The sequence below is a fragment of the Thioclava sp. NG1 genome (assembly GCF_003122275.1).
Classification (GTDB): Bacteria; Pseudomonadota; Alphaproteobacteria; order Rhodobacterales; family Rhodobacteraceae; genus Thioclava; species Thioclava nitratireducens.
Genome location: NZ_QFBB01000001.1, coordinates 494,813 through 519,776, shown reverse-complemented (window position 1 = coordinate 519,776; position 24,964 = coordinate 494,813). Strand labels below are relative to the sequence as shown.

The window sequence follows — 24,964 nt, the reverse complement described above, 5'->3', positions numbered from 1 at the left end:
TGCTGACGCCGGTGCTTTTTTGCCGATTTGGTAGGCGGATTTGTTTCCGGGAGGGCGCGCAGATCAGCGCGCGCGGGCGGCTTTCAGCGCGTCAGGGAGGGCCGCGGCAAAAGCGTCGAGCTCGGCTTCGGGCCCGACCGAGACGCGGATGCAGCGGTTTTGCGGGGCGACGAACGGCATCCGCACGAACACCGCGCGCGCGTCCAGTTCCTGCAGCACGGCCCGCGCGAAATCACCATCCTGCCCGCAGTCCACGGCGACGAAATTCGTGGCCGAGGGCAGGGTGCTCAGCCCGTTCTCGCGCGCGATCTCGTCGATCCGGTCGCGTGCGCCTGCCACGAGGAGACGCATGTAGGCCTGCCACGTCTTGTCCTGCAGCGCGGCCAGCGCGCCTGCCTGAGAGATGCGGCACATGCCGAAATGATTGCGAATCTTGTCGAAAGCCGCGATCAGGCCGGGGGCCGCAAGCGCATAGCCCACGCGCGCGCCCGCCAGACCATGGGCCTTCGAGAAGGTCCGCATCCGGATCACTCGGGGATCGTCGGCCGCGATGCGCGCCTCGGTCCCGTCGTCGGCGAATTCCACATAGGCCTCGTCCAGCACCATCAGCGTGCCATCCGGCACCGCGTCGATCATCGCCTCGATCGTCTCGCGCGGATGATGCGTGCCCATCGGGTTATCGGGATTGGCGATATAGACGAGCTTCGCGCCCACCTCGGCGGCCTTCGCGATCAGCGCCTGCGGGTCTTCGTGATCCCCGGCATAGGGCACTTTGTGCAGCACTCCGCCGAAGCCCGCGATATGGTAATTGAAGGTCGGGTAGGCACCTTCCGAGGTGACAACGGGATCGCCCGGTTCGATCATCAGGCGGCACAGGTAGCCCAGCAGCCCGTCGATCCCTTCGCCGACCAGAACGTTCTCGACCGCGACATCGTGATGCGCGGCAATCGCCGTACGCAGATCGAAGCTCGTCGAGTCGCCGTATTTCCAGGCATCGCCTGCCGCAGCCGCCATCGCGGAAATCGCCCGCGGCGAGGGGCCAAAGCCGTTCTCGTTGGCTCCGAGCCGCGCAGTGAAGCGGCGACCGGCAAGGCGCTCGTGTTCCTCGGGCCCGACGAAGGGCACGGTGGCGGGAAGGCTGTCGATCAGGCGGGTATATCGAGGTCCGGTCATGGCTACAGGCGTAAGCGCAAAGCGCGGATGCGGCAAGAGGCTGCGTCGATCGGTTCCTCGCGGCGGAACCGGGGACTGGGCCAAGCGCTTTTCCCTGCGTAATATCGTGAAATGACATAAGTTCGGGAAGCCAGCCGATGAGCGCCAGCGACACCTCTTTCTCCTCCTCCCTATTCGAAACGCTGACCGGCGATGCGCCGGGGAATGTGAAAGAGCTGAGCGACACCGCCGCCAAGCACGAACCCGGCAGTTTTTTGCGCCATGTCGGATCGCTGTCGATGACCAAGCTGGCAGACGGGCTGATCGACCCGAAGCTGGTGCTCAGCTGGCTCATGCAGGCGGTGGGCGCGCCCGCCGCTCTGGTCAGTTGGCTGGTGCCGGTGCGCGAGGCGGGCTCGCTGTTGCCGCAGCTGTTCACCGCACCGCATGTCCGCAAGATGCCGCAGCGCAAATGGGCCTGGGCCGCCGGTAGCATGATCCAGGGGCTGGCGGCGGCGGCGATCGTGGCGATCGCGCTGACGATGCAGGGGATGGCCGCGGGGCTTGCGATGCTCGCCGCGCTGGGCGTGCTGGCCATCGCGCGCTCGCTGTCCTCGGTGAGCTACAAGGACGTGCTGGGCAAGACCGTGGACCGCACGCGGCGTGGTACGACGACCGGCATCGCGACGAGCGTTTCTGCGGCCGGGGTGATCCTGTTCGCGCTGATCCTGATGAGCGGATTCGTCCCGCGGATGAGCCTCGTGATCGGGGCGATCTCGCTGGCCGCCGTGCTCTGGGTGGCGGCGGCTGCGCTGTTCTCGACGCTGCGCGAGGAAGACCAGCCGGGCGAGGCGAAGGGCAGCATTGGCCTGTCAGAGCTTAGCCTGCTGTGGAAGGATGCCGATCTTGGCAAGTTCGTGATCGCGCGGGTGCTGCTGCTGCCGACCGCGCTCGCGCCGCCCTATATCGTGCTGCTCGCCGCGAATGCCGGAGATAACCGGTTCGGCGCGCTGGGGGCGATGGTGCTGGCCTCGGCGTTGGCCTCGCTGGTGAGTTCCTATATCTGGGGGCGGCTGGCGGATCGCTCCTCGCGCAAGGTGCTGATCTTCACCGGGCTGGTCGCCGCCGCGTTCCTGGCGCTTGCGGTGGGATTGAGTTGGTCGGGGCTGATGGGCACGATCTGGGCCTCGCCGGTGGCGCTGTTCGGGCTGATGATCGGCTATCAGGGGGTGCGGCTCGGCCGCTCGACTTACCTCGTGGACATGTCGCCCAAGGACGATCGCGCGGCCTATACGGCGGTGTCGAACACGAGTGTAGGCGTGATGCTGCTGGCCTTCGGCGCGGCGAGTTCGGCGCTCGCGATAGCGGGGCCGGATATGGTGCTGATCGTCTATGCGGGAATCTGCGTGGTCGCCTCGGGCGTGGCCTTCACGATGAAGGAAGTGTCGGAGTAAGGTCTCCGCTCAGCTCACGGCGCGGGACGACCGGCCCCGGGGCCGCGCCCGCACCTCCCCGCGGGAGGGCGCATTGCGATGTCGCACGCGCTCATCCGTCGTTCGGTCTTGCGAGATAAAGTGCAGACCTCACGTTTCGAGCCGCGCCCACCCGAGGGGCAGGCGCGGCCCTGATCGCTAAAAGCCTCGCTCAGCCCAGCTCCGCCAGACGCGCGACGGCCTGACGCACCTTCTCGGCCTCTTCCTCGGCGCGGGCGAGGTTCTCGCGGGTTTCCACCACGACCTCGGGATCGGCATTGGCGATGAATTTCGGATTGTTCAGACGGCCCTTCATGCCGCCGATTTCCTTCTCCATCTTGCCCAGAGCCTTCTCCAGACGCGCCTTCTCCTTGGCGATGTCGATCACGCCTTCCAGCGGCAGACCGAACAGCGCGCCCTGCGCGGGGATCGAGATCGCGCCTTTCGGGATCGGCCCCTCGGTGATGCTTTCGATGCGGGCCAGCTTGAAAATCAGCGCCTCGTTATTGGCGAGCGCCGCGCGCGCGGCGTCATCGGCCTCGGCCAGAACCATCGGCAGCTTCAGGCCTACCGGCACGCCCATCTGCGTGCGCGACGACCGGATCGCCTCGATCAGTTCGATCACCCAGTTCATCTCGCGGTCGGCGGCCTCGTCCACCAGATCGGCGGCTTTGTAATCCGGCCAGTCGGCATGGACGAGCATCTTCGCGCGGTCGCCCTGCGGCGCGGTCAGATCCCACAGCTCTTCGGTGATGAAGGGCATGATCGGGTGCAGCAGCGTGTAGCACTGATCGAGCACCCAACGCATCGTGGCGCGGGTTTCCTCGGCATGCTCGCCATCGAACAGAGGCTTGGCGAATTCGACATACCAGTCGCAGACCTTGCCCCAGACAAAGCCGTAAAGCCCGAGCGCCGCGTCGTTGAAGCGGTAGGCGGCGAAGGCCTCGTCCACCTGCTCACGGATCTTCGCGGTCTCGCCGATGATCCAGCGGTTCACCGTATGCGTCGGCTGCGGGATCTCGGTCACGACCGGCCCTTCGAACACGCCGTTCATCTCGGCGAAGCGTGTCGCGTTCCAGATCTTCGTGCCGAAGTTGCGATAGCCCTTGATGCGCTCTTCCGAGAGCTTCAGCACGCCGCCCATCGCCGCCATCGCGGCATTGGTGAAGCGCAGCGCGTCCGCGCCGTAAGCATCGATGATCTCGAGCGGGTCGATCACGTTGCCCGTCGTCTTCGACATCTTCTTGCCCTTCTCGTCACGGACGAGCTGGTGCAGGTAGACGGTGTGGAAGGGCACCTGATCCATCACGGCCAGCTGCATCATCATCATCCGCGCCACCCAGAAGAACAGGATGTCGAAGCCGGTCACGAGGACATCGGTCGGGAAATACTTGCGCATCTCCTCGGTATCCTCGGGCCAGCCCAGCGTGCCGATCGGCCAGAGGCCTGACGAGAACCAGGTGTCGAGCACATCGGCATCGCGCCAGACCGGGTAGACGAGCTGCGTCGGGTCCTCGGTCATCTCGTATTGCGCGAGGCTCGCGGCCAGCACTTCGATCGCCTTGTGGCGATCTTCCACTTCAACGATGCGCGCCACGTTCAGCGGCGTCGGCAGCTCGGCATTCTGCGCCTTGAACCAGCCGATGACGCTCTCGAAATCCGAGGCGCAGTGGTAGCGGTCGTCGCGATGCACCATCTTCGTCTCGACGAGCAGGCGGCCCATCTCCACGAGGTCGATCGTGCCATCGCCTTCGTCATCGCGGAAGTCGGGCGCTTCCATGTCCAGACCGTACCAGACCGGGATCTGGTGGCCCCACCAGAGCTGGCGCGAGATGCACCAGGGCTCGATGTTTTCCAGCCAGTGGAAATAGGTTTTCTCGCCCGCTTCGGGCATGATCACGGTGTCGCCGTTGCGCACGGCGTCCAGCGCCTTGCCGACGATCTGCTCGGCATCGACGAACCACTGATCGGTCAGCATCGGCTCGATCACCACTTTCGAGCGGTCACCGAAGGGCTGCATGATCGGCTTGTCTTCGACATACGGAACGGTGGTTTCGGTCTCAACGCCGTCTTCGTCGGTGACGGTCTTCGTGGTCGTCACCGCGAGACCTTCCTCGGTGATCTGACGGATCACGGCTTCACGCGCCTCGAACCGGTCGAGCCCGCGCAGTTCCTCGGGCACGAGGTTGAGCGCGTCGATCTCTGCCTCGGTGAAATCCGCGCCGCGGGAGATCTCCATCGCGCGGGCCGCGCATTCCTCGTAGGACAGCCCGTCGGCGCGCATCGCGCCCTTGGTGTCCATGAGGCGATACATCGGGATGCCGCCGCGTTTGGCGACCATGTAGTCGTTGAAGTCATGCGCGCCGGTGATCTTCACCGCGCCCGAGCCGAATTCGGGATCGGGATATTGATCGGTGATGATCGGGATCAGGCGGCGATGCTCTTTCGGGCCCACCGGGATTTCGCAGAGCTTGCCGACGATCGGCGCGTAACGCTCATCGGACGGGTGCACCGCGACAGCGCCGTCGCCCAGCATCGTCTCGGGGCGGGTCGTCGCGATCGAGATGTAGTCGCGCTCTTCCGTGAAGACGACGTTCCCCTCTTCGTCCTTCTCGACATAGGTATAGGTCTCGCCGCCCGCGAGCGGGTATTTGAAGTGCCACATGTGACCGGCGACTTCGATATTCTCGACCTCGAGATCGGAGATCGCGGTCTCGAAATGGGGATCCCAGTTCACCAGCCGCTTGCCGCGATAGATCAGGCCCTTCTCGTACATGTCGACGAAGACCTTGATCACGGCGTCATGGAAGTTACCCTCGTTGCCTTCCGGCGCGCCGGGAGCCCCCGACATGGTGAAGGCATTGCGCGACCAATCGCAGCTCGAGCCCAGACGCTTGAGCTGGTTGATGATGGTCGAGCCGTATTCGCCTTTCCACTCCCAGACCTTCTCGAGGAATTTCTCACGGCCGAGTTCGATGCGCTTGGGCTGACCGGTCTTGGCCAGTTCCTTCTCGACCATCAGCTGGGTCGCGATACCCGCATGGTCCTGTCCCGGCTGCCAGAGCGTGTCGAAGCCGCGCATCCGGTGCCAGCGCACGAGGATATCCTGCACGGTGTTGTTGAAGGCGTGGCCCACATGCAGCGCGCCCGTTACGTTGGGCGGCGGGATCATCACGCAGAAGGTCTCGTCGCGCGACGCGTTGGCCCCGGCCTTGAAGGCTCCGGCCTCTTCCCATTTCGCGTAGATCCGCGGCTCGGCGCTCGCGGCATCGAAAGTCTTGTCCATCGTCATGTCAGGCATCCTTGGCTCGGCTTGAGGGCTGTTTAGCCCGCGCAGGCGACAAGGAAAACCCCGTGCGCGCGGTCCGAAAAAGCGCGGCGGGCACGATCGGGTCAACAAACTGCCGCGATTGCCCCTGAAGATAAGTGAAACTTATCCTACATTGGATAGTATAAGCCCAACTTATGTGGAGCGCTGATATGCGCGGTCTCTTCGAGCGTGTGATCTCTGCCCTGCGCCGCCGCAGCCCGGAACGGGCCGAGGCGCGCTCGGCGGCAGGCGCGGGCCGTGGTCCGGTCGATCATGTCGTGTTGCTCGACGGGACGCTCGGCTCGCTGCGCGCCGACCGGCTGACCTCGATCGGGCTGATCTATCGCTTCCTGCGCCGGGCAGCGCCGAAAGTCTCGGTCTATTACGGGCGCGGCCTGCGCTGGCGCGACTGGCACGACATGTCGGATGTCTGGTTCGGCTGGGGCGTGAATCAGCAGATCTCCCGCGCCTATGGCTGGCTCGCGATGCGCTACCGCCCGGGCGACCGCATCTTCCTGATCGGCTATTCCCGGGGCGGCTTCGCTGCGCGCTCGCTGGCGGGGATGATCGGGCGGATCGGTCTGTTGCGCCCGGAGCATGCGATCGAACGCAACACGCGGCTTGCATGGCGCCACTACGAGGAAGAGACGCCCGCGGACGTCCTGCAAAGCTTCCGCAACAGCCTGTGCCACGAGAATGTCGAGATCGAGATGGTCGGCGCCTTTGATACGGTTCAGGCGCTGGGCATCCGCGTGCCGTTCTTCTGGATCGTCAACGAGGAGCGCGTGCGCTTTCACGACCACCACCTGAGCGACCATGTGCGCCACGGGTTTCAGGCGCTCGCGCTCGACGAGCGGCGCTCTGTGCTGGAGCCGCTGGTGTGGGAAAGCGACGAGGGCGCTTCCGACGCCGATTCTCCCGCGACTCGGATCGAGCAGCGCTGGTTTCGCGGCGCCCATGGCGATATCGGCGGAATGCTCGGGCATTTCGCGGATGCGCGCCCGCTCGCCAATATTCCGCTCGTGTGGATGCTGGAGCGGGCGGAATCGCTGGGTCTGAGCCTGCCGCCCGGTTGGCAGGCGGAGTTCCCGCGCGATCCGAATGCGCCCTCGGTCGGCACCTGGACTGGCTGGGGCAAGCTGTTCTGGCTGCGCGCGCCGCGCGTCGTGGGGCGCGACCCCTCTGAAGGGCTGCATGAGAGCGTGGTCTTGCCCGAAGGCTCGCGCGCGATTTTCAGGCCGCGCATCCTGCGTCCCGAAATCCGTCGTCTCGCGCGCCGGTCCGAGCCTGTCTCAGAGGTCAGGCGTCATGACGAAACAGGTGGCGGTGCCGGTCGCGTAGAGGCGTCCATCCTCGGCGCCCCGGATCTCACCCCGCGCGACGCCGGTTGACCGGCCGATGTGATCGAGCTGTCCCACGCCGATCACCTCGGTGCCGGGCTTGATCGCGCGGATCAGGTTCACCTTGAATTCGAGCGTGGTCTGCGTCTGACCCTTCTTCAGTCCGGTGATCACCGAACAGGTCATCACCGTATCTAGCATCATCGCATACCAGCCGCCGTGAATGCCGCCATAGCCGTTGGTCTGCGGATGGCCCGGCGTCCCTCGGCAGGTGACGCGGCCTTCCTCGGCCTCGGTAATCCGATAGGCCATCAGCTTCTGCACGGTGGGCGAGGGAACGTCGCCGGTGACCATCTTCCTGACGTAGTCGAGCCCCGGCATCGAAAGCACCTCCTCGAGTGGGAGGAAATCTTCGGGGCCTTCGGCGAAATATTGGTCGGGCATCTTCGGGTCCTTTTCCGGGTCGGCACTAAGCTATCGTCGCCGAGCGGAAAGGAAAGGGGAGGTAGGTGTCGACCTGCGACCGAAGTGGCCTTAACTGCCCGGCGGCACGAAGTTCGAACGGATGCCGGCCGCAGCCTTCTGCATCTCCTTGAAGTCGGCGGTCGTGAAGGCCTCCTGCGTCTGCACCTTCGACAACGAGCCCGAGCCAGCGGCGGCCATGATCGCCGGCAGCACCTTCTTCATGTCGTCGCCCGTGGCGATGATCAAAAAGTCACTCGGACCGGTGGTTATGTAGTAGTTTTCCAGTTTCCCCCCAGCCGCCTTTATCAACGCGTCGATGGTCTCCCATCGGTCCGTCGGGCTGTCCATGAAGCCCTTTATGGCCTGAGGAGAGAAGCTCCCCGTGATCACGAAACGTCCCATGTGTTACCTCCCTAGAACGGACGCCAGTCATCGGCGCGATCTCGTCGGCAGATTTGAACTGGTTTCCGTTGGGTAAACATTATCACGACCGGCGCGATTTCCTGAGCGTCTTCTGGGCGGTGGTGTGGGCGTTGCGACAAGCGTCAGACGCGTGACGCATCACGACCAAAAAAGAAAAGGGGCCCAGCCGGGCCCCTTCGTTCAATCCATTTGAGTGCTCTTTCAGGCCACTTTCTCGAGCACCGTGTCAGGCGTCACACCCAGCGCGTGGCAGACGTCGCGGGTCAGGCCGGGACGGTTGAGCGTGTAGAAATGCAGGTCTTCCACGCCGCCCTCGATCAGTTTGTCGCACAGCTCGGTGCACAGCGCTGTCGCCAGAAGATGCTCGCGCCCGTCGCGGATCGCGGCCTCGAAGGCTTCCTCGACCCAGGCGGGGATGGAGGTGCCGCAGCTTTGCGCGAATTTCTTGGCGCCTTTCCACGACTGGATCGGCAGGATGCCGGGGATGATCTTGGCGTCGATCCCTTCGCGCTCGCAGGCATCGCGGAAGCGGAAGAAGGTCTCGGGCTCGAAGAAGAACTGGGTGATCGCCGAGGTCGCACCTGCCTCGACCTTGCGCTTGAGCCAGCGCACGTCGGCCATGTTGTCGGCGGCGTCCGGATGCCGTTCGGGATAGGCGCCGGCGCGGATCGTGAAGCGGCCATCCTCGGCCAGCGCCTCGATCAGTTCGACCGAAGAGGCGAAGCCCTCGGGATGCGGGGTGAAATGCTTGGCACCCTGCGGCGGGTCGCCCCGCAGCGCCACGATCTCGGTCACGCCGACCTCGGCATAGGCGTCCACGATTTCCATCGTCTCAGCCTTGGTCGCTTCCACGCAGGTCAGGTGGGCGGCGACATTGAGGCCGTAATTCTTGTGGATCGTCCCCACCGCCTCGTGGGTCAGCTTGCGCGTCGTGCCGCCCGCGCCATAGGTCACGGAGGTGAACTCGGGTTTGAGCGGTGCCAGAACCTGCGCGGTTTCCCACAGCCGGAACGACGCATCGAGCGTCTTCGGCGGGAAAAATTCGAAACTGACCTTGGGCGTCGTCATGGGATTTTGTCCTTTCGTTCGCTCTCTTGTGCCAGATCGGGCTTTGTGAGACAAACTCATAATCCTCAAAATGGTTATGAGTGTAACAGCAAGATGCATCTCGAGTTCCGTCACCTGCGCACAATCAAGGCGATTCACGATGCCGGAGGGCTCGCGAAGGCAGCGGACGTTCTGCACATAACACAATCGGCGCTGTCGCACCAAATCAAAGGGCTGGAGGACCAGACCGGGGTGGAGCTGTTCGTGCGCCGCTCGAAGCCGCTGAAGCTCTCGGCGGCGGGGCAGAAGCTGTTGCGGCTGGCCGAGCGCATCCTGCCCGAGATCGCGGCAACCGAGGCCGAGTTCGACGCGCTGCGGTCGGGGCGGGCGGGCCGTCTGCATATTGCGATCGAGTGCCACGCCTGTTTCGACTGGCTGTTTCCGGTGCTGGAGCGCTTCCGCCATGCCTGGCCCGATATCGACGTGGATATCCGGCCCGGTCTGGCTTTCAACGCGCTTCCCGCGCTGAGCCGAGAAGAGGTCGATCTGGTGATATCGTCGGATCCGGAAAAGATCGACGGCGTCACCTTCAATCCGCTTTTCGACTACGCGCCGACCTTCATCGCCGCCGCGAATTCACCGCTGGCGGCAAAGCCATATATCGAGGCGCAGGACTTCGCGGATCAGACGCTGATCACCTATCCGATCGACCGCGGTCGCTCGGACATCTTCACCCAGCTGCTCACGCCCGCACGGGTGGAGCCGAAAGCCGTGCGACAGGTGGAGCTGACGGCGGTGATCCTGATGCTGGTCGCCTCGAATCGCGGCGTGGCGGTGCTGCCCGACTGGGTGCTGCGCGAGGTGAAGTACCAGCCTGACTACATCACCAAACCTGTTACCGAACACGGGCTGACCAAGCGCCTTTATGCCGCGACGCGGTCCGAGGATGCCACTCAGCCCTTCATGGCGCATTTCCTGCGGCTTGCACGCACCGAGCCGGTGAAGCTTCAGCGCGCCTGACCCATCGGGCTTGTCCCAATATCCCGGGGGCTCGCGCAGCGAGCGGGGCAGAGCCCCTCCTCAGTCTGCCTTACGTGCCAAAGCTCTTGGATTTTCCGCGCAACCCCTGTAAGGCGACCGCTTGAAACGCGAAGGAGCCCAGAGATGCAAGGCAGCGCAAACCTCAACCTGATGATCAAGGCCGCCCGCAAGGCAGGCCGCTCGCTCGTCAAGGATTTCCGCGAGGTCGAGAACCTTCAGGTCTCCTCGAAGGGCCCGGGCGATTTCGTCTCGAAGGCCGATCGCGAAGCCGAGAAGATCATCAAGGACGAGCTGCGCGGCGCGCGCCCTTCCTATGGCTGGCTTGGCGAGGAGACCGGTGAAGAGGCGGGCGATGACCCGACCCGCCGCTGGATCGTCGACCCGCTCGACGGCACCACGAACTTCCTGCACGGCCTGCCGCATTGGGCGATCTCGATCGCGCTGGAGCATAAGGGCGAAATCATCGCGGCCGTGGTGTTTGACGCCGCGAAAGACGAGATGTATTTCGCCGAGAAGGGCCTCGGCGCCTACATGAACGATACGCGTCTGCGGGTCTCGGGCCGGCACAAGATGATCGAATCGATCTTCGCGACAGGCGTGCCCTTCGGCGGCAAGTCGACCCTTCCGGCGACGCTGCAGGACCTTGCGAAGCTGATGCCGCAATGCGCGGGCGTTCGTCGCTGGGGCGCGGCCTCGCTCGACCTCGCCTATGTCGCGGCGGGCCGCTACGAGGGCTATTGGGAGCGCGGGCTCAACGCCTGGGACATGGCCGCGGGCATTCTCCTCGTGAAAGAAGCGGGCGGTTTCGTGGAAGCAGTGCGCGAGGGGCGCGACGTTCTCGAATCGGGTTCGGTGATCGCGTCGAATGCTGAAATGTTCCCGGCTCTCACCAAGGCGCTTCGGTCAAACGACTGAGAAATATCTGAAAATTCGATGAGGCGGCGAAAGGTGAGCGAAAGTTCACCTTTCGTTCATTCTGTTGTGCCAGCCTGAAGCGGTTACCAGAAAGGGGATGCCGCCATGGTTGGACAGGAATTCGGGTCCGCGTCACTCGCGCTTGAACAGCGCGCATTGACTGCGCTGCACGGGCCGGGCGATTGCGCGGTCGAACGCGCGTTGGAGGAGTTACGGCAGGCGGTGTCCGATCTCGCCTTCGCCGAGGCCGCCGAGTTGATCGCGCGGCATCGGGTCGCCTTCCTGGACGAGATGATTTCGGGCTGCCTCGACGATGCCGAAACGGCGGAGGTGGACACTGCGGCGGCGCTGCGCACGGCGGCCGAGGGGCTTCAGGAGGAGCGGGCGACCGTGGCAGAGACCATGCCGCTGGAGCTTGCCCTGCGCGCCGACCAACGCGACGCGGCCTGCGATCGCATCCGTGCTGCGCAGCGGCGTCTGCGCAATATCTCACAAATGCCCCAGCATTTCGGCTGTGCCTGCGGCTTTGACTGTCCCTCTGAGGGCGACGGGGCGGGACCCTGCTCGGGGGTGGCAGAGCGAATCCAGCAGGCGCTCCGCTGTGATGCAGACGCCATCGCCGACATCGCCAGACAGGAAGCGCGCGCAAGGCTCAGCGACGGTTTCGCGGCCTTGCCGGTCGCCGCGCCTCTCTCGTCCCGTTCCGGCGGCGACGCGGTGTCCACGGCGGCGCAGGTCGCCCGCCGCCTTGTCGAGGATGCACGCCGAAGGTTGTGCTAAAGCGAAACCGGCAAGCCTGCCTTGCGCTCGCTGCTTGAGGCTATGCAGACGCAAAGATCGTGATAGCCTGTCGTCGCGCAGAACGCGCATCGCAATGAGGGGCTGGAATGATTCAGGAATTCAAGGATTTCATCGCCAAGGGCAATGTCATGGACATGGCGGTGGGCATCATCATCGGCGCGGCCTTCACCGCCATCGTGACCTCGCTGGTCGGCGACATCATCAACCCGATCATCGGTCTGTTCACCGGAGGCGTTGATTTCACGAATAACTACGCCGTGCTCTCCGGCGAGGTTCCCACCGGGGCGAGCCTTGAAGAGGCGCGCAAGGCGGGTGCCTCGGTCTTCGCCTATGGCGCGTTCCTGATGGCGGTGATCAATTTCTTCATCATCGCCTTCGTGGTCTTCATGCTGGTGAAGATGGTCAACCGCATCAAGGCTGCGGCGGACAAGCCGGACGATGTCGCGCCCGAGGTGCATACCGGTCCGAGCCAGCTCGATGTGTTGCTCGAAATTCGCGACGCACTTCGGAAGTGATGGCGCGGCGCGCAGCGCCGCCTGAAGATAGAAGAACGGCCCGGGGCAAAGCGCCGGGCCGTCCTCGTCATGGGTGCAGTTGTTCTTGGCGTCGTGGCCTTTATTCGGCCGCGTGCATCACCGCGTCCGGCGCGTCGAACGGCAAGTCGAGCGCTTCGGCCACTGCCTTATAGGTCACCTTGCCGGCATGGACGTTAAGCCCCGCCGCGAGATGCGGATCCTGGGCACAGGCGCGCTCCCATCCCTTGTCGGCCAATGCGAGCAGGAAGGGCTGGGTTGCGTTCGACAGCGCGAGTGTCGCGGTGCGCGCGACCGCGCCGGGCATATTGGCCACGCAGTAATGCATGATGCCCTCGACCTCGTAGATCGGGTCGTCATGGGTGGTCGGGTGCGAGGTCTCGACGCAGCCGCCCTGATCGATCGCGACATCGACGATCGCCGCGCCGGGCTTCATCGTCTTGAGCATTTCGCGGGTGACCAGTTTCGGGGCGGCGGCCCCGGGGATCAGCACCGCCCCGATCACCAGATCGGAGGCCGCGACCAGCGCCTCGGTCTCGGCTTTCGAGGCATAGGCGGTGCGGAAGGTTCCGCCGAACGTGTCATCGAGATAGCGCAGACGCGGCAGCGACTTGTCGAGCACGGTCACATCCGCGCCCATCCCGGCAGCCACGCGCGCGGCGTTGGTGCCCACGACGCCGCCGCCGATCACGACGACCTTCGCGGGCGACACGCCGGGCACGCCGCCCAGCAGCACACCGCGCCCGCCATTGGCCTTCTGCAGGGTCCACGCGCCCATCTGCGGCGCGAGGCGACCAGCCACCTCGGACATCGGCGCGAGCAGCGGCAGGGTGCCGTCCTTCGCCGTCACCGTCTCGTAGGCGATGCAGGACGCGCCCGATTTCATCAGGTCATGAGTCTGCGCCGGGTCGGCGGCCAGATGCAGATAGGTGAACAGAAGCTGGCCTTCGCGGAGCATCGCGCGCTCGGAGGCCTGCGGCTCTTTCACCTTCACGATCATCTCGGCCTCGGCGAACACCTTTGCCGCATCGCCGAGGATCTTCGCGCCGGCGGCCTCGTAATCGCTGTCATTGAAACCCGCGCCCAGGCCTGCGCCGGTTTCCACCAGCACTTCGTGGCCATGGGCGACCGCCTCTTGCGCCGCGGCCGGGGTCAGCCCGACGCGGAATTCCTGCGCCTTGATTTCGCGTACGGTTCCGATCTTCATCGCGTGTCCTCCTCCAAAACATGGAAACGTCCTGCGACCAGTATGCGCTCCGTCACAAGCAAGTGCTTTGCCATTTGGCGGTTGTGGATGGGGTAGGCCGCTCGTATCTTCGATAAAATACGTGAATAGCGGCAGGATATTGCATGAGCGACAAGCTGGACGCGACAGATCGTCGGTTGCTGGAGGTTTTGCAGCGGCAGGGGCGAATCTCCAATGCCGAGTTGAGCGAGCGGGTGAACCTCTCGCCCTCGGCCTGTCACCGGCGGGTACAGCGACTGGAGGAGGAGGGTTACATCCGCGATTACGTCGCCCTGCTGAACCCGCGCAAGCTGGGGCGGACCACGACGGTCTATGTCGAGATCAAGCTGTCCAGTCAGGCCGACGAGGTTCTGGATGCCTTCGAGAAGGGTGTGCAGCAGGTCCCGGAGGTGCTCGAATGTCATCTGATGGCGGGGGCTGCGGATTACCTTCTGAAAGTGGTCGCCGCCGATGCCGAGGATTTTGCGCGGCTGCACCGGGCGAAGCTGGCCAACATTCCGGGCGTGGCGCAGATCCAGTCGAGCTTCTCGCTCAAATGCGTGGTCTCGACCACGGCGATGCCGGTCTGAGAGTCAGGCGCGCCAGAAGCGCGGCAGGAATACGACGAGGATCGCGAGCATCCCGATCCGGCCCAGCAGCATTGCGAGCGTCAGCAGCCATGTCGCGGCGTCGCTGAAATCGATCATCGTGCCGGTGCGATCGGTCAGCGGGCCGACCCCGTAGCCTATATTGCCGAGAGCCCCCCAGGTCGCGAAGATGGCCGAGACGAAATCGGCCCCGGTCATCGAAATCCCGACCGAGATCAGGCCCAGCGTCAGGATGTAGCCGGTAAAATAGAGGATCAGAGAGGAGAGGATGTCTTCCTCCAGCAGCCTTTCGCCGAGGCGCGGCTGCAGTACCCGATGCGGCATCTGCAATCGGCGCACGGCGGCGCGGATCACCGCGCCGAGTGCCTGCCAGCGAAAAACTGACAGCGCGCCCGAGCTGGACCCGGTGCAGCCGCCGATCAGCCCGACCCAATAGGCCAGCACCATCGCGAAGCTGCCCCAATTCGAGACGTTGGCCGTGCCGAAGCCGGTGCCGGTCATGATCGAGGACAGGTTGAAAGCGGCGGAACGGAAGGTCGGCTCGATCCCGTCGGGCGCGTGGGTGTAGAGCCAGATCAGGAGTGCCGCGAGCGCGAGGCCGAACCAACGAAAGAAGGCGTGGATTTGCGGGTCGTCCCAGAACGGGCGCAGGTCGCCTCGGCCAAGCTGGACATAGCGGATGAAGGGCAAGGCCGAACCCAGCATGAAGACGACGCCCGCATATTGCGACCCGGGCGAGAAGTTCGCGAAGGAGCTGTCATGCGTGCCGAAGCCCCCGGTCGCGATCGTCGCCATTGCGTAGCAGATCGCGTCGAAGGAGGTCATGCCCGTGGCGGTGTAGCTGATCGCGCAGGCCAGCGTCAGCGAAACATAGACCCAGAGCAGCGAGCGCGCGATGTTATGGGCGCGCGGCATGACCTTGCCCAGCGTGTCGAAGCCTTCCGCCTGGAAATAACGCATCCCGCCGATGCGGAGCACCGGCAGGAAGATCATCGCGACGAAGGCGATCCCGAGCCCGCCGAACCAGTTCAGCATCCCGCGCCACAACACGACACCGCGTGGCAGCGTGTCGAGATGTTCGAAGACGGTGTAGCCGGTTGTGGTGATGCCCGAGGCGGCTTCGAAATAGGCATTCGTCCAGGTCGCGTGCGGTGCGCCTTCGATGAAAGGGAGGGCGGCGAAGATCGGCAGGCCGAGCCAGATCGCCGCGGTGAGCAGATAGGCCTGCCGCGTGGTGAGCCCGCTCGCGCTCTTGGTGCGGGTCGCGAGCGCGAGAGCGCCCCCGAGCAGCGCAGTCTCGAACGCCGCTTCCAGGAAGTCCTGCCAGTTCGGGTTGAGGTCGCTGAAATCCAGCGCCGCGGGCACCAGCATAGCGGTTCCGAGGGCTGTGACGATCAGGCCAAAGAGGTGCAGGACGGGCCGGATATCGGACATTTGAAAGCGGTTCCCGCCAGAGCGAAGTGCTGGCGCTAGGGTAGGGGGCGCAGCGCTTTAGGCAAGATCAAAGCGGCGGCGATTGCGCTTTCTTGTAGCGGTGTCCTCCAGAAACCAAAAACCCCCGCGGCCAAGCCTCGGGGGTCATCGGTGCGGGCAAGCCCGCCAGCATTTTCAGGCGCCTTTTCAGACGCGGAGCGGTACGCTTAGAGCGCGCCTTCGCGCTGAGCCTTCTTACGTGCCAGTTTACGGGCACGGCGGACGGCTTCGGCTTTCTCGCGCGCTTTTTTGACCGAGGGTTTCTCGAAATGCTGCTTGAGCTTCATTTCGCGGAACACACCCTCGCGCTGAAGCTTTTTCTTCAGAGCACGGAGCGCCTGTTCGACGTTGTTGTCGCGAACGCTGACCTGCATGTGGTGTCACCACCTTCCTAAGTTAGAGTTGCAGTTGCTTGCAGGAGCGCTCCATATAGTCACCAAAAGGCGGTTTGTCTACCGTCAAAGCTGAGAGAGGAAACGCGATGAAAAACGACCATCTCGATATAGAACGCACGCGGTCCGAGCTGTTGGCGGCGATCAAGCCGCATGTCCCTTTCGATGGCTGGTCCGAGCCTGCCTTCAAGCTCGCAGTGTCCGATCTGGGGCTCGATCCGGGGTTGGCGCGGGTCGTGTGTCCGCGTGGTGCCGTCGATCTGGCGGTGGCCTATCACCGCGAGGGCGATGCCGAAATGCTCAGGCGTCTGGAAGAGGCGGATCTGTCGGGACTGAAGTTCCGCGACCGGATCGCGACTGCCGTGCGCTTCCGTCTGGAAGAGGCCGATCCGGAGCTGGTGCGCCGTGGCGCCGCGATCTTCGCGCTACCGCAGAACGCCACGACCGGCTCGAAGCTGATCTGGGAAACGTCGGACAAGATCTGGCGCGCGCTGGGTGATGTCAGCGAGGATTACAATTGGTACACGAAGCGGATGACGCTTTCGGGGGTCTACAGCTCAACGGTGCTCTACTGGATGGGCGACGAGAGCGAGGGCAAGGGTGACACCTGGGCCTTCCTCGACCGCCGGATCGAGGACGTGATGCAGTTCGAGAAGGTGAAGGGGGCCGCGATGAAGCTGCCCTTCCTGCCGAAACTCCTTGGCGGCATCCGTGCGCCCAAGGGTAATGCCGACATGCCGGGTCGGGAGGCGCAGTGATGGAGCCTGTCGAGATGCCGACCGAGATGCGCTGCGTCGAGATTTCCGAACATGGCGAGCCGGAGGTGCTGAAGGAAGTGACCCGCGCCGTGCCGGTCGCGGGACATGGCGAGATCCTGATCGAGGTGGCCTATGCCGGAGTGAACCGCCCGGACGCGCTGCAGCGTGCGGGCGCCTACAATCCGCCGCCCGGCGCGTCGGATCTGCCGGGGCTGGAATGCTCGGGTCGGGTCGCGGCGATCGGCCCGGGCGTCACCGATTGGGAGATTGGCGACGAGGTCTGCGCGCTGCTGCCCGGTGGCGGATACGCGGAATACGCGACCTGCCCGGCGGAACATGCGTTACCCGTGCCCGCCGGGCTCGATCTGAAATCGGCGGCCTGCCTTCCCGAGACCTGCTTCACCGTCTGGTCGACCGTTGTGATGCGCGGCGGCTTGCAGGCGGGCGAGCGGTTCCTCGTGCATGGCGGCTCGTCGGGAATCGGCACCACCGCGATCCAGATCGCGACGGCGCTGGGTGCGCGGGTGTTCACCACCGCCGGGTCAGCGGAGAAATGCGCGGTCTGCGAAGAACTCGGCGCGACCGCGATCAACTACAAGACCGGCGATTTCGTCGACGTGCTGAAGGCCGAAGGCGGGGCGAACCTCGTGCTCGACATGGTGGGCGGCGACTATATCGCGCGCAACATCAAGGCGATGGCCGATGACGCGCGGCTGGTCTTCATCGCTTTCCTCGGCGGTCCGAAGGCTGAAATCAATTTTGCGCAGGTCATGGCGAAGCGGCTGACGCTTACCGGAGCGACGCTGCGCCCGCAATCGGTTGCGGCCAAGGCAGAGATCGCGCGGCAATTGCGCGCCAATGTCTGGCCGATGATCAATTCGGGCAAACTGCGGGTGATCCATGACAGCAGCTTCCCGCTGGCCGAGGCCGCAAAAGCTCATACCCGGATGGAGACGAGCCAGCATATTGGCAAGATCGTGTTGGAAGTTGCGGGCGGCTGAACTTTCGTGAAGCGCGCGCCGGGTGTATGCTTGCGGCGCGCGCGAACCAGCGAGGGGAGGCGGTCATGAGCGAAGGACGCTTTGAATTTCTGGATGGATTTCCGGCGGATGTGCTGGCTTTCGAAGCCAAAGGCACGATCGGTGCGGAAGCCTACGAAAAACACCTCATCCCGGCGGTGGAGAAGAAGATCACCGCCGAGGGAAAGGTGAAGCTGCTCTATATCATCGGGGAAGAATTCGACGGCTACACTGCGAAGGGAGCATGGGACGACACCAAGCTGGGCCTGTCGCATCTGGGCGATTTCGCCGCCGTGGCGCTGGTCAGCGATGTCGACTGGATCCGCTGGGGCATTCAGGCCTTCGCGCCGATGATCCCCGGCACGGTCAAGCTGTTTCATCTCAGCGAGCTCGAGCAGGCGAAAGCGTGGATCTGTTCCTCGGGCAAGCCGGAGGAAGATCACAGTCACGACGTCGCGGCGACACACAAGCTGCCGACGCTGGAAGATCGTCAGCCGCCGCTCGACGAATAGCGCCTCAGCGCACCTTTTCCATCAGCGCGTCCGACAGGCTGCAATCGCGGATCGTATCGGCCCCGCAGCGGCGCGGCTCCAGCTCCTTGGTCAGGCAGATGCGCGCTTCTTGGATGCGTCCGGATTTGCAGGTGATGGTGATCTCGTCGGCATCGAGGCCGGGATTGGCCTCGAGAAACGCCTGCTCGACCACTTTCGCGGGCAATCTTACGTCGCGGTCGAGGTTCGCCAGCATGCGCGGAATTTCGATGCTCTCGTAAGCCTTGCGCTCCAACGCGAAGTAATCCGTGGCGGACAGCCCCGAGCAGCGCCCGTGCTTCTTCCACTCGTACCACGCCAGCCCCGGCGCGCCGGTCAGGTCCTCCATCGCCGCGGTCTGCTGGCGCGACGGATCGCGCTGCGGCGTGCGGCAGAAGCTGGGCCAGCCGGTCTCGTATTGCGGCCAGAGCCCGTGCAGCACGAAGCCGCGATCCTCCGCCGGGTCACATTGCGGCGAGTTGCGCGCGTCGCCGGTCAGCGCGCACCACGTGGGCGACCAGCTGAGCGAGAGGAGGTAATAGTCGAAATCGCCCGCGCGCTCGCCCTCGGCGGAGACGCTGGATGTGAGGGTCGAAAGCGCAAGCAGGGCTGCGGTCAGAAGGCTCAAACGAGTCATTTTCTCTTTTCTCCTGACGCGCGATTGACTATATGAGGCGGCAATTCCCCTTCCAGAAATGGACCGCGGCAGGGAAATCTCGCGCCGCAGCCGATTTCTCGGCCCGGGAGAGATATGTAAAGGATGGCTGCAATGACGAACAAGCCCCTGATGGCAAAGGCCACCGCCGTGTGGCTGGTGGACAATACGACGCTCAGCTTCAAGCAGATCGCGGATTTCTGCGGCCTGCACGAGCTGGAAGTACAGGGCATCGCCGATGGTGACGTCGCCACCGGCGTGAAAGGCTTCGATCCGGTCGCCTCGAACCAGCTCGATCAGGAAGAGATCGACAAGGCCGAGAAAGACCCGCTGCACAAGCTGAAGCTGAAGTTCAACAAGGCGGCGCTGGGCGAGGACAAGCGTCGTGGCCCGCGCTACACGCCGCTGTCGAAACGTCAGGACCGTCCGAACGCGATCCTGTGGCTGGTGAAATTCCATCCGGAACTGGCCGATGCGCAGATTGCGCGTCTCGTCGGCACCACCAAGCCCACGATCCAGTCGATCCGCGAGCGCACGCACTGGAACATCCAGAACATGACCCCGATCGATCCGGTCGCGCTGGGTCTTTGCCGCCAGTCGGAACTGGATATCGAAGTGCAGAAGGCCGCGAAGAAAGCCGCCGCCGAAGGCGTGATGAGCGATGACGAGCGCCGCAAGCTGGTCTCGACCGAGCAGTCGCTGGGCATGCCCGACGAACCGCGTCTGCCCTCGGGCATCGCCGGCCTGGAGAACTTCTCCTCCTCCGATCTCAAGCAGGAGACCGAGGAAGAGGAAGAGACCGCGGACAATGCCGACTATTCGGACGCGGACAGCTTCTTCAACCTGCCCGACGACAACGAGGACGAGGACGAAGACGACAACCACAAATAAGTTGTCGCCCTCGCGAAAGATCAGGGCCGCTCCTTCGGGGGCGGCCTTTTCACATTGCGGGTGCGTCGTTTCGCGCCGCTGAGGATGGAAAAGGAACACGGGCGACGAATGAACCGTCGCCCGTCGCTGATATGGCGGAGTGAGCTGCTCGAGAGGCGGCCCTGTTCCGCTGCAGCTGCGACTTACTGCTTCAGCACCACCGGCTGGAACGAGAACACGGCGTCGGATTTCGGATCGACCGTCATCTCGACCCAGCTGTTGTCGCTGCTGCCGAAGACCTCGACGCGGGTGAAGTTCGCGGTGCTGCGGCCATCGGGCTGGATCATCGGCTTGTCGACCTTGAAGTAATGGGAGTCGCCATGGACCAGCAGGACCTGACCTTCGAAGTTATGTGTCTCCTCGACGAGAGTCTTGTAGAAGTCGGTGAAGCCGTTCTTGTCGTCGAGGGTCGGAAGGAAATCCTCTTCGTAGCCGCCGTCGCTTAGCTCGAACGGGAAGAAGATGTCGGCCTGAATGTCGATCAGGATGCCCGCGTCGTTATTCTCGCGCGCCTTCGCGAAGGACTCCTTGAGCCATTCGACGTTCTTCGGATTGCGGGCTTCGTATTCCGCGGTTGCGGCATCGCAATCGGCCTGCGTGCGGTCGGATTTCTTGGTGCACTGCTTGTCGGTCACGACGAGGTTGTTGTTGCTGCCCGGCACGTTGAGGGCCACGAACATGACGTTGTCGCGCTCGAAACGGCTGTTCTCGCTGTAAGCTTCGCCCGGCGTGCCCTGACGTTCGACGTCGATCGGGTTCTGGCCTTGCGACTTCGCGGCAGCAAAGAAGGTCTTGCGCAGGTAGGACAGCCGCTCGACCGGGTCGTAGCTGCCGTTGTTGGTCCGGTGGCAGTCGACCCATTCATTGTCGCCGAGGGCGTAGAGTGTCGGCATGTCGAGGCGGTTGAAGATCGCCTGCACGTCCGCCCCGATCGCCTGATCGGTGCACTCGCTGCTGCCGCTCTTGGTGTCGCCGGCGAAGATCGTGAAGTCGAGATCGTGTGCGTTCATCGAGGCGACGGTCTGGTCGATCCAGTTCGCCTTTTCCTCCGGGTCCTTGCTGTAGAACTCGTCGCCCCAGAGCGCGACCTTCAGCACGCCCGCGTCGGAGGCGGATTGTGCATGGGCCGGAGCCAACAGGGCAGTGGAGAGAACGGCGGCAGCGAGAGCCGCGCAAAGCGTGATCGAACGGGAAGGACGTGGCATATATACCCCCAAGGTAGACTTGATATGACGAAGGCCCAGAGGGTGGCGCGGTGCATCGGGCGGCAGACCGTCGGCTCGGGGCGCTTCGGGCGTCATAATACGCCGGGCTGTGACAGCCCGCTGACGCAGGGGCGAAGGATTTGTGACGCGGGCCGCGCCGCCACCGGCTGGACAGTCGCGACCCCGGGCGCGATGCTCCCGTCGAGAAGAGGAGGAACAGATGCCGGAATTCGCCACTTATCCGAGCCTGAAGGGCAAATCCGTGATCGTGACCGGGGGCGCCTCGGGGATCGGAGCGCTGATCGTCGAAGGCTTCGCCGCGCAGGGGGCGAAGGTCGGCTTTCTCGACCGCGATGCGGAGGGGAGTGCGGCGGTCGCGAAACGGCTGGGCGTCGAGTACGAGCTGTGCGACCTGCGCGACATCGCCGCGATGAAGGAGGCGCTGGGTCAGCTGCGCGAGAAGATCGGCCCCGCGGATGTGCTGGTGAACAATGCCGCGCGCGACGACCGCCACGACTGGCGCGAGATCGATGCGGAGTACTGGGACGAACGCCAGCACACCAACCTGCGCCACATGTTCTTCGCGATCCAGACGGTTGCGCCGGACATGATCTCGAAAGGGGCGGGGTCGATCATCAATATGGGCTCGAATTCGTGGTGGGAGGCCGGCAGCGGCTTCCCGGCCTACGCGACGGCGAAAGCGGCAGTGCACGGGCTGACCCGCACGATGGCACGCGAGTTGGGCGGGCATCGCATCCGGGTCAACACGGTCGTGCCGGGCTGGATCATGACGGATCGGCAGAAAACACTCTGGGCGACGCCCGAGGCGCTGGAGGATCATCGTCGCAATCAATGCCTGCCGGATCTGATCCAGCCGGAATATGTCGCGCGGATGGTGCTGTTCCTCGCGTCCGACGATGCGGCTATGTGCACCGCGAACAACTACATGGTCGAGGCGGGTTCGATTTAATCGGGTTGCGGCGCGTTGTTCGACGGCGCGTCGCTTTGCCCGGTCTCCAAGGGCTCGACAGGTTCGATCTCGACCTGCGCGAGTTCGGTTTCGAGGAATTTCTCGAACGCATCGAAGTCCAGCGGTTCGAACTGGCCGAAGCCCTGGATCCATGTCGTCGCGGCAGACATTGCGAGCGGCTCCAGCTTGCACCATTTCACCCGGCCGCGTTTCTCCTGCGAGATCAGCCCGGCATTGGTCAGGATCGCGAGGTGCTTGGAAACCGCGGCGAGCGACATCTCGAAGGGCTCTGCCACGTCGGTCACCGCCATGTCGTCTTCGAGCAGCATCGTCAGGATCGTCCGCCGGGTCGGGTCGGCGAGCGCGGCGAAGATCGCATCGAGAGAAGGGGCGGGCGGCGGTAGCATCGCTCCTTGATGGGGCGGCACGCGACAAACGTCAACCGATCGGTTGAATATGCCCTTGCTCGCATTCCCGTGAGCTTGGCGCGGCGCGAATTTGATGCCTATTTTCAAAATCGTTACGGATCAATGGGTTGCGCGGTGCCTTCAAGGGGCTATCCGGAATTGACTCAGGCTGGGGGCGCGGCTATCACGGCTGGGACCTGAGTGGGGGCCGAACCATGCCTGATCACCGCTCCGACGAGCCCGATCCCGAGCGCCTCGCAGCGCTTGAGAAGAAGCTTGCGGCAGTGAGAAAGACGCAAGAACCGCCTCCGCAACGTGCCGATCATCATCTGTCCCAGGCGAACATGGCCTGGCGTATGGTGATCGAAATGGTTTCGGGGCTGGGGATCGGCTTCGGCATCGGATACGGGCTTGATGTGCTGCTTGGCACGATGCCTTGGATGATGGTGCTGTTCACGCTTCTCGGGCTCGCGGCCGGGGTGAAGGTGATGCTTCGCTCGGCCAAGGAAATGAACGAAGAGCGTGCGGCCGACATGGCCGATGAAGAGGAAGACGACCGTGGCAAATCTTGAACAGGAAATGCGCAGTGAACTGACCTTCCACCCGATGGATCAGTTCATCGTTAAGCCCCTCTTCGGCGAGGGTCCGGTTCACTGGTACACGCCGACCAATGCGACGCTGTGGATGGCGATTGCCGTTCTGGCGATCTTCTTCATGCTGGTCATCGGCACCCGTGGCCGCGCCGTGGTGCCCTCGCGCGCCCAGTCGATCGCGGAGCTGTCCTACGGCTTCATCCACAAGATGGTCGAGGACGTGGCGGGCAAGGACGCGCTGAAGTTCTTCCCCTATATTTTCACGGTCTTCCTGTTCATCGTCTTCTCGAACTTCCTCGGCCTGCTGCCGCGCGGCTTCACCACGACTTCGCATATCGCGGTGACCGGTCTGCTGGCAGTCGCGGTGTTCGTTGCGGTGACCGTCATCGGTTTCGTCAAGAACGGCGCGGGCTTCCTGAGCCTGTTCTGGGTGGCTTCGGCCCCGCTGGCGCTGCGCCCGATCCTCGCGATCATCGAGGTGATCTCCTACTTCGTGCGTCCCGTCAGCCACTCCATTCGTCTTGCGGGCAACATGATGGCCGGCCACGCGGTTATGAAAGTGTTCGCCGCCTTCGCGCCGCTGATCCTGTTCTCCGGCGTCGGCCTCGCTGTGACCCCGCTGTCGATCCTCGCGATCACCGCGATGTACGGGCTCGAAGTTCTCGTGGCCTTCATCCAGGCCTATGTCTTCACGATCCTGACCTGCGTCTACCTGCGCGACGCGCTGCACCCGGCACACTGACCGGATCGCGGATCGAACCAGTTCACCAAGTTTCTGCCACTTCCAACCTCAAGGAGTTACGACAATGGAAGGCAATATCGTTCAAATGGGTGCTTACATCGGCGCTGGTCTGGCCTGCATGGGCATGGGCGGCTCGGCTATCGGTGTGGGCAACGTTGCCGGCAACTTCCTGTCGGGTGCCCTGCGCAACCCCTCGGCCGCCGCTGGCCAGACCGCGACCCTCTTCATCGGCATCGCCTTCGCAGAAGCGCTCGGGATCTTCTCGTTCCTCGTCGCTCTGCTGCTGATGTTCGCAGTCTGATCCAGCACGCTTTTCCTTGAGGGCGGGTGGGCTCATTCGGAGCCCATCCCGTGACCCGCAAGGGGATTTGTGATCAGGGTCGAGGGACGACATGGCAAGCGAAACGCAAAATACGGCGCACGCAGCCGCTGATGCGGCCCAAGGCGCGGCACATTCCGCGCAGCAGGGCGGCATGCCGCAGCTCGACTTCTCGAGCTACCCGAACCAGATCTTCTGGCTTCTGGTCGCTCTCGTCGCGATCTACTGGCTGCTGACGCGCATCGCACTGCCCCGGATCGAGGCAGTTCTCGCCGACCGTCAGGGCACGATCGCGGGTGACATCGCCGCAGCCGAGGACTTCAAGCGCAAGGCCGAAGAGGCCGAAGCCGCTTACGAGAAAGCTCTGGCCGAAGCACGCGCTCAGGCGCAGAAGATCGCAGGCGAAACCAAGGCCGAGATCCAGAAGGACCTCGACGCGGCCATCGCCAAGGCAGATGCCGAGATCGCGGCACGCTCCGCGGAATCGGAAGCGCGCATCGCGGAAATCCGGGACGGCGCACTTGCAGCGGTCGATCAGGTCGCCAAGGATACCGCCGGCGAGATCGTCGCGGCTCTGGGTGGCAACTCGGACGCAGCGGCTGTGAACGCAGCTGTCGAACAACGGCTGAAAGGGTAAGA

At 64.1% G+C, this 24,964-nt stretch carries 27 protein-coding genes; 16 read left to right on the top strand and 11 right to left on the bottom strand.

The genetic code is table 11. From position 1 onward, the window contains the following. Nucleotides 1–63: 63 nt before the first annotated feature. The gene (locus DEM26_RS02515) at nt 64–1,173 is read right to left on the bottom strand and encodes a pyridoxal phosphate-dependent aminotransferase (protein WP_109171623.1); all 1,110 of its coding nucleotides are present in this window, start codon (nt 1,171–1,173) and stop codon (nt 64–66) included. 137 nt (nt 1,174–1,310) lie between these two features. Between DEM26_RS02515 and DEM26_RS02510 the strand changes: the two genes are divergently transcribed. Beyond that, a complete protein-coding gene (locus DEM26_RS02510) occupies nt 1,311–2,606 on the top strand; it encodes an MFS transporter (protein ID WP_109171622.1) in 1,296 nt (431 codons plus the stop codon). 190 nt (nt 2,607–2,796) lie between these two features. Here the strand turns inward: DEM26_RS02510 and DEM26_RS02505 are convergent, their stop codons facing one another. Then, a complete protein-coding gene (locus tag DEM26_RS02505; RefSeq protein WP_109171621.1) occupies nt 2,797–5,916 on the bottom strand; it encodes a valine--tRNA ligase in 3,120 nt (1,039 codons plus the stop codon). Nucleotides 5,917–6,104: 188 nt separating this feature from the next. Between DEM26_RS02505 and DEM26_RS02500 the strand changes: the two genes are divergently transcribed. Continuing rightward, nucleotides 6,105–7,325, top strand: coding sequence for a DUF2235 domain-containing protein (locus tag DEM26_RS02500; protein WP_075773882.1), 1,221 nt, complete (start codon nt 6,105–6,107; stop codon nt 7,323–7,325). Here DEM26_RS02500 and DEM26_RS02495 read toward each other — a convergent pair. The 3 genes from DEM26_RS02495 to metF all read right to left on the bottom strand — a co-directional run bounded on the left by DEM26_RS02495 (nt 7,227) and on the right by metF (nt 9,230). Further along, entirely contained in the window at nt 7,227–7,718 is a 492-nt protein-coding gene (locus DEM26_RS02495) for a PaaI family thioesterase (RefSeq protein ID WP_109171620.1), read from the bottom strand. The genes DEM26_RS02500 and DEM26_RS02495 overlap by 99 nt on opposite strands. A gap of 90 nt (nt 7,719–7,808) precedes the next feature. Further along, on the bottom strand, nt 7,809–8,141 hold the full coding sequence (locus DEM26_RS02490; RefSeq protein WP_075773884.1) for a GYD domain-containing protein: 333 nt from the start codon (nt 8,139–8,141) through the stop codon (nt 7,809–7,811). 222 nt (nt 8,142–8,363) lie between these two features. Continuing rightward, complete coding sequence (gene metF, locus DEM26_RS02485) at nt 8,364–9,230, bottom strand: methylenetetrahydrofolate reductase [NAD(P)H] (protein WP_109171619.1); 867 nt, start codon at nt 9,228–9,230, stop codon at nt 8,364–8,366. Nucleotides 9,231–9,323: 93 nt separating this feature from the next. Between metF and DEM26_RS02480 the strand changes: the two genes are divergently transcribed. The 4 genes from DEM26_RS02480 (at nt 9,324) to mscL (ending at nt 12,481) form a co-directional block, all read left to right on the top strand. Then, nucleotides 9,324–10,229, top strand: a complete 906-nt coding sequence (locus DEM26_RS02480; RefSeq protein WP_075773886.1) for a LysR family transcriptional regulator — start codon at nt 9,324–9,326, stop codon at nt 10,227–10,229. A 144-nt stretch (nt 10,230–10,373) separates the two neighbouring features. Then, nucleotides 10,374–11,165: an inositol monophosphatase family protein gene (locus DEM26_RS02475; RefSeq protein ID WP_075773887.1), complete on the top strand. Its 792-nt coding sequence runs from the start codon at nt 10,374–10,376 to the stop codon at nt 11,163–11,165. A 105-nt stretch (nt 11,166–11,270) separates the two neighbouring features. Next, complete coding sequence (locus tag DEM26_RS02470) at nt 11,271–11,945, top strand: hypothetical protein (protein ID WP_109171618.1); 675 nt, start codon at nt 11,271–11,273, stop codon at nt 11,943–11,945. A 107-nt stretch (nt 11,946–12,052) separates the two neighbouring features. Then, nucleotides 12,053–12,481 carry a large conductance mechanosensitive channel protein MscL gene (gene mscL / locus DEM26_RS02465; protein ID WP_088719494.1) on the top strand — a complete coding sequence of 143 codons (429 nt, stop codon included), beginning with the start codon at nt 12,053–12,055 and terminating at the stop codon, nt 12,479–12,481. 100 nt (nt 12,482–12,581) lie between these two features. Here the strand turns inward: mscL and ald are convergent, their stop codons facing one another. Beyond that, a complete protein-coding gene (gene ald / locus DEM26_RS02460; RefSeq protein WP_109171617.1) occupies nt 12,582–13,706 on the bottom strand; it encodes an alanine dehydrogenase in 1,125 nt (374 codons plus the stop codon). 143 nt (nt 13,707–13,849) lie between these two features. On the opposite strand from ald, the gene DEM26_RS02455 reads away from it, so the two are divergent. Continuing rightward, entirely contained in the window at nt 13,850–14,314 is a 465-nt protein-coding gene (locus DEM26_RS02455) for an Lrp/AsnC family transcriptional regulator (protein WP_075773891.1), read from the top strand. Between the two features lie 3 nt (nt 14,315–14,317). Here DEM26_RS02455 and DEM26_RS02450 read toward each other — a convergent pair whose 3' ends face one another. Together DEM26_RS02450 and rpsU are read right to left on the bottom strand one after the other, a co-directional pair. After that, nucleotides 14,318–15,766: a TrkH family potassium uptake protein gene (locus DEM26_RS02450; protein ID WP_109171616.1), complete on the bottom strand. Its 1,449-nt coding sequence runs from the start codon at nt 15,764–15,766 to the stop codon at nt 14,318–14,320. Nucleotides 15,767–15,972: 206 nt separating this feature from the next. Beyond that, nucleotides 15,973–16,179 carry a 30S ribosomal protein S21 gene (rpsU, locus tag DEM26_RS02445; protein ID WP_011748553.1) on the bottom strand — a complete coding sequence of 69 codons (207 nt, stop codon included), beginning with the start codon at nt 16,177–16,179 and terminating at the stop codon, nt 15,973–15,975. A 107-nt stretch (nt 16,180–16,286) separates the two neighbouring features. On the opposite strand from rpsU, the gene DEM26_RS02440 reads away from it, so the two are divergent. The 3 genes from DEM26_RS02440 to DEM26_RS02430 all read left to right on the top strand — a co-directional run bounded on the left by DEM26_RS02440 (nt 16,287) and on the right by DEM26_RS02430 (nt 18,486). Next, nucleotides 16,287–16,955 (top strand): COQ9 family protein, encoded by a 669-nt coding sequence (locus DEM26_RS02440; RefSeq protein WP_109171615.1) that lies wholly within the window; start codon nt 16,287–16,289, stop codon nt 16,953–16,955. 14 nt (nt 16,956–16,969) lie between these two features. Beyond that, nucleotides 16,970–17,956: an NAD(P)H-quinone oxidoreductase gene (locus DEM26_RS02435; protein WP_075774309.1), complete on the top strand. Its 987-nt coding sequence runs from the start codon at nt 16,970–16,972 to the stop codon at nt 17,954–17,956. A 65-nt stretch (nt 17,957–18,021) separates the two neighbouring features. Then, nucleotides 18,022–18,486, top strand: coding sequence for an STAS/SEC14 domain-containing protein (locus DEM26_RS02430; RefSeq protein WP_158275072.1), 465 nt, complete (start codon nt 18,022–18,024; stop codon nt 18,484–18,486). A gap of 4 nt (nt 18,487–18,490) precedes the next feature. On the opposite strand, the gene DEM26_RS02425 is transcribed toward DEM26_RS02430, so the two are convergent. Then, nucleotides 18,491–19,141, bottom strand: coding sequence for a ribonuclease T2 family protein (locus tag DEM26_RS02425; RefSeq protein WP_109171613.1), 651 nt, complete (start codon nt 19,139–19,141; stop codon nt 18,491–18,493). A 132-nt stretch (nt 19,142–19,273) separates the two neighbouring features. Here DEM26_RS02425 and DEM26_RS02420 point away from each other — a divergent pair, with 132 nt between their 5' ends. Next, the gene (locus DEM26_RS02420; protein WP_075773894.1) at nt 19,274–20,050 is read left to right on the top strand and encodes a DUF1013 domain-containing protein; all 777 of its coding nucleotides are present in this window, start codon (nt 19,274–19,276) and stop codon (nt 20,048–20,050) included. Nucleotides 20,051–20,232: 182 nt separating this feature from the next. On the opposite strand, the gene DEM26_RS02415 is transcribed toward DEM26_RS02420, so the two are convergent. Next, the gene (locus DEM26_RS02415; RefSeq protein ID WP_088722266.1) at nt 20,233–21,294 is read right to left on the bottom strand and encodes a hypothetical protein; all 1,062 of its coding nucleotides are present in this window, start codon (nt 21,292–21,294) and stop codon (nt 20,233–20,235) included. 220 nt (nt 21,295–21,514) lie between these two features. Between DEM26_RS02415 and DEM26_RS02410 the strand changes: the two genes are divergently transcribed. Continuing rightward, entirely contained in the window at nt 21,515–22,264 is a 750-nt protein-coding gene (locus DEM26_RS02410) for an SDR family NAD(P)-dependent oxidoreductase (RefSeq protein ID WP_109171612.1), read from the top strand. On the opposite strand, the gene DEM26_RS02405 is transcribed toward DEM26_RS02410, so the two are convergent. Continuing rightward, nucleotides 22,261–22,671: an ArsR/SmtB family transcription factor gene (locus DEM26_RS02405; protein ID WP_088722268.1), complete on the bottom strand. Its 411-nt coding sequence runs from the start codon at nt 22,669–22,671 to the stop codon at nt 22,261–22,263. The two genes, DEM26_RS02410 and DEM26_RS02405, sit on opposite strands and share 4 nt — an antisense overlap. 215 nt (nt 22,672–22,886) lie before the next feature. Here DEM26_RS02405 and DEM26_RS02400 point away from each other — a divergent pair, with 215 nt between their 5' ends. The 4 genes from DEM26_RS02400 to DEM26_RS02385 all read left to right on the top strand — a co-directional run bounded on the left by DEM26_RS02400 (nt 22,887) and on the right by DEM26_RS02385 (nt 24,962). Further along, complete coding sequence (locus DEM26_RS02400) at nt 22,887–23,243, top strand: AtpZ/AtpI family protein (protein ID WP_075773898.1); 357 nt, start codon at nt 22,887–22,889, stop codon at nt 23,241–23,243. A 7-nt stretch (nt 23,244–23,250) separates the two neighbouring features. After that, nucleotides 23,251–24,006, top strand: a complete 756-nt coding sequence (locus DEM26_RS02395) for a F0F1 ATP synthase subunit A (protein ID WP_233243003.1) — start codon at nt 23,251–23,253, stop codon at nt 24,004–24,006. A gap of 64 nt (nt 24,007–24,070) precedes the next feature. Beyond that, nucleotides 24,071–24,307 carry a F0F1 ATP synthase subunit C gene (locus tag DEM26_RS02390; RefSeq protein WP_038144344.1) on the top strand — a complete coding sequence of 79 codons (237 nt, stop codon included), beginning with the start codon at nt 24,071–24,073 and terminating at the stop codon, nt 24,305–24,307. A gap of 91 nt (nt 24,308–24,398) precedes the next feature. After that, nucleotides 24,399–24,962: a F0F1 ATP synthase subunit B' gene (locus tag DEM26_RS02385; protein ID WP_075773900.1), complete on the top strand. Its 564-nt coding sequence runs from the start codon at nt 24,399–24,401 to the stop codon at nt 24,960–24,962. The last annotated feature ends 2 nt before the right edge of the window (nt 24,963–24,964 follow it).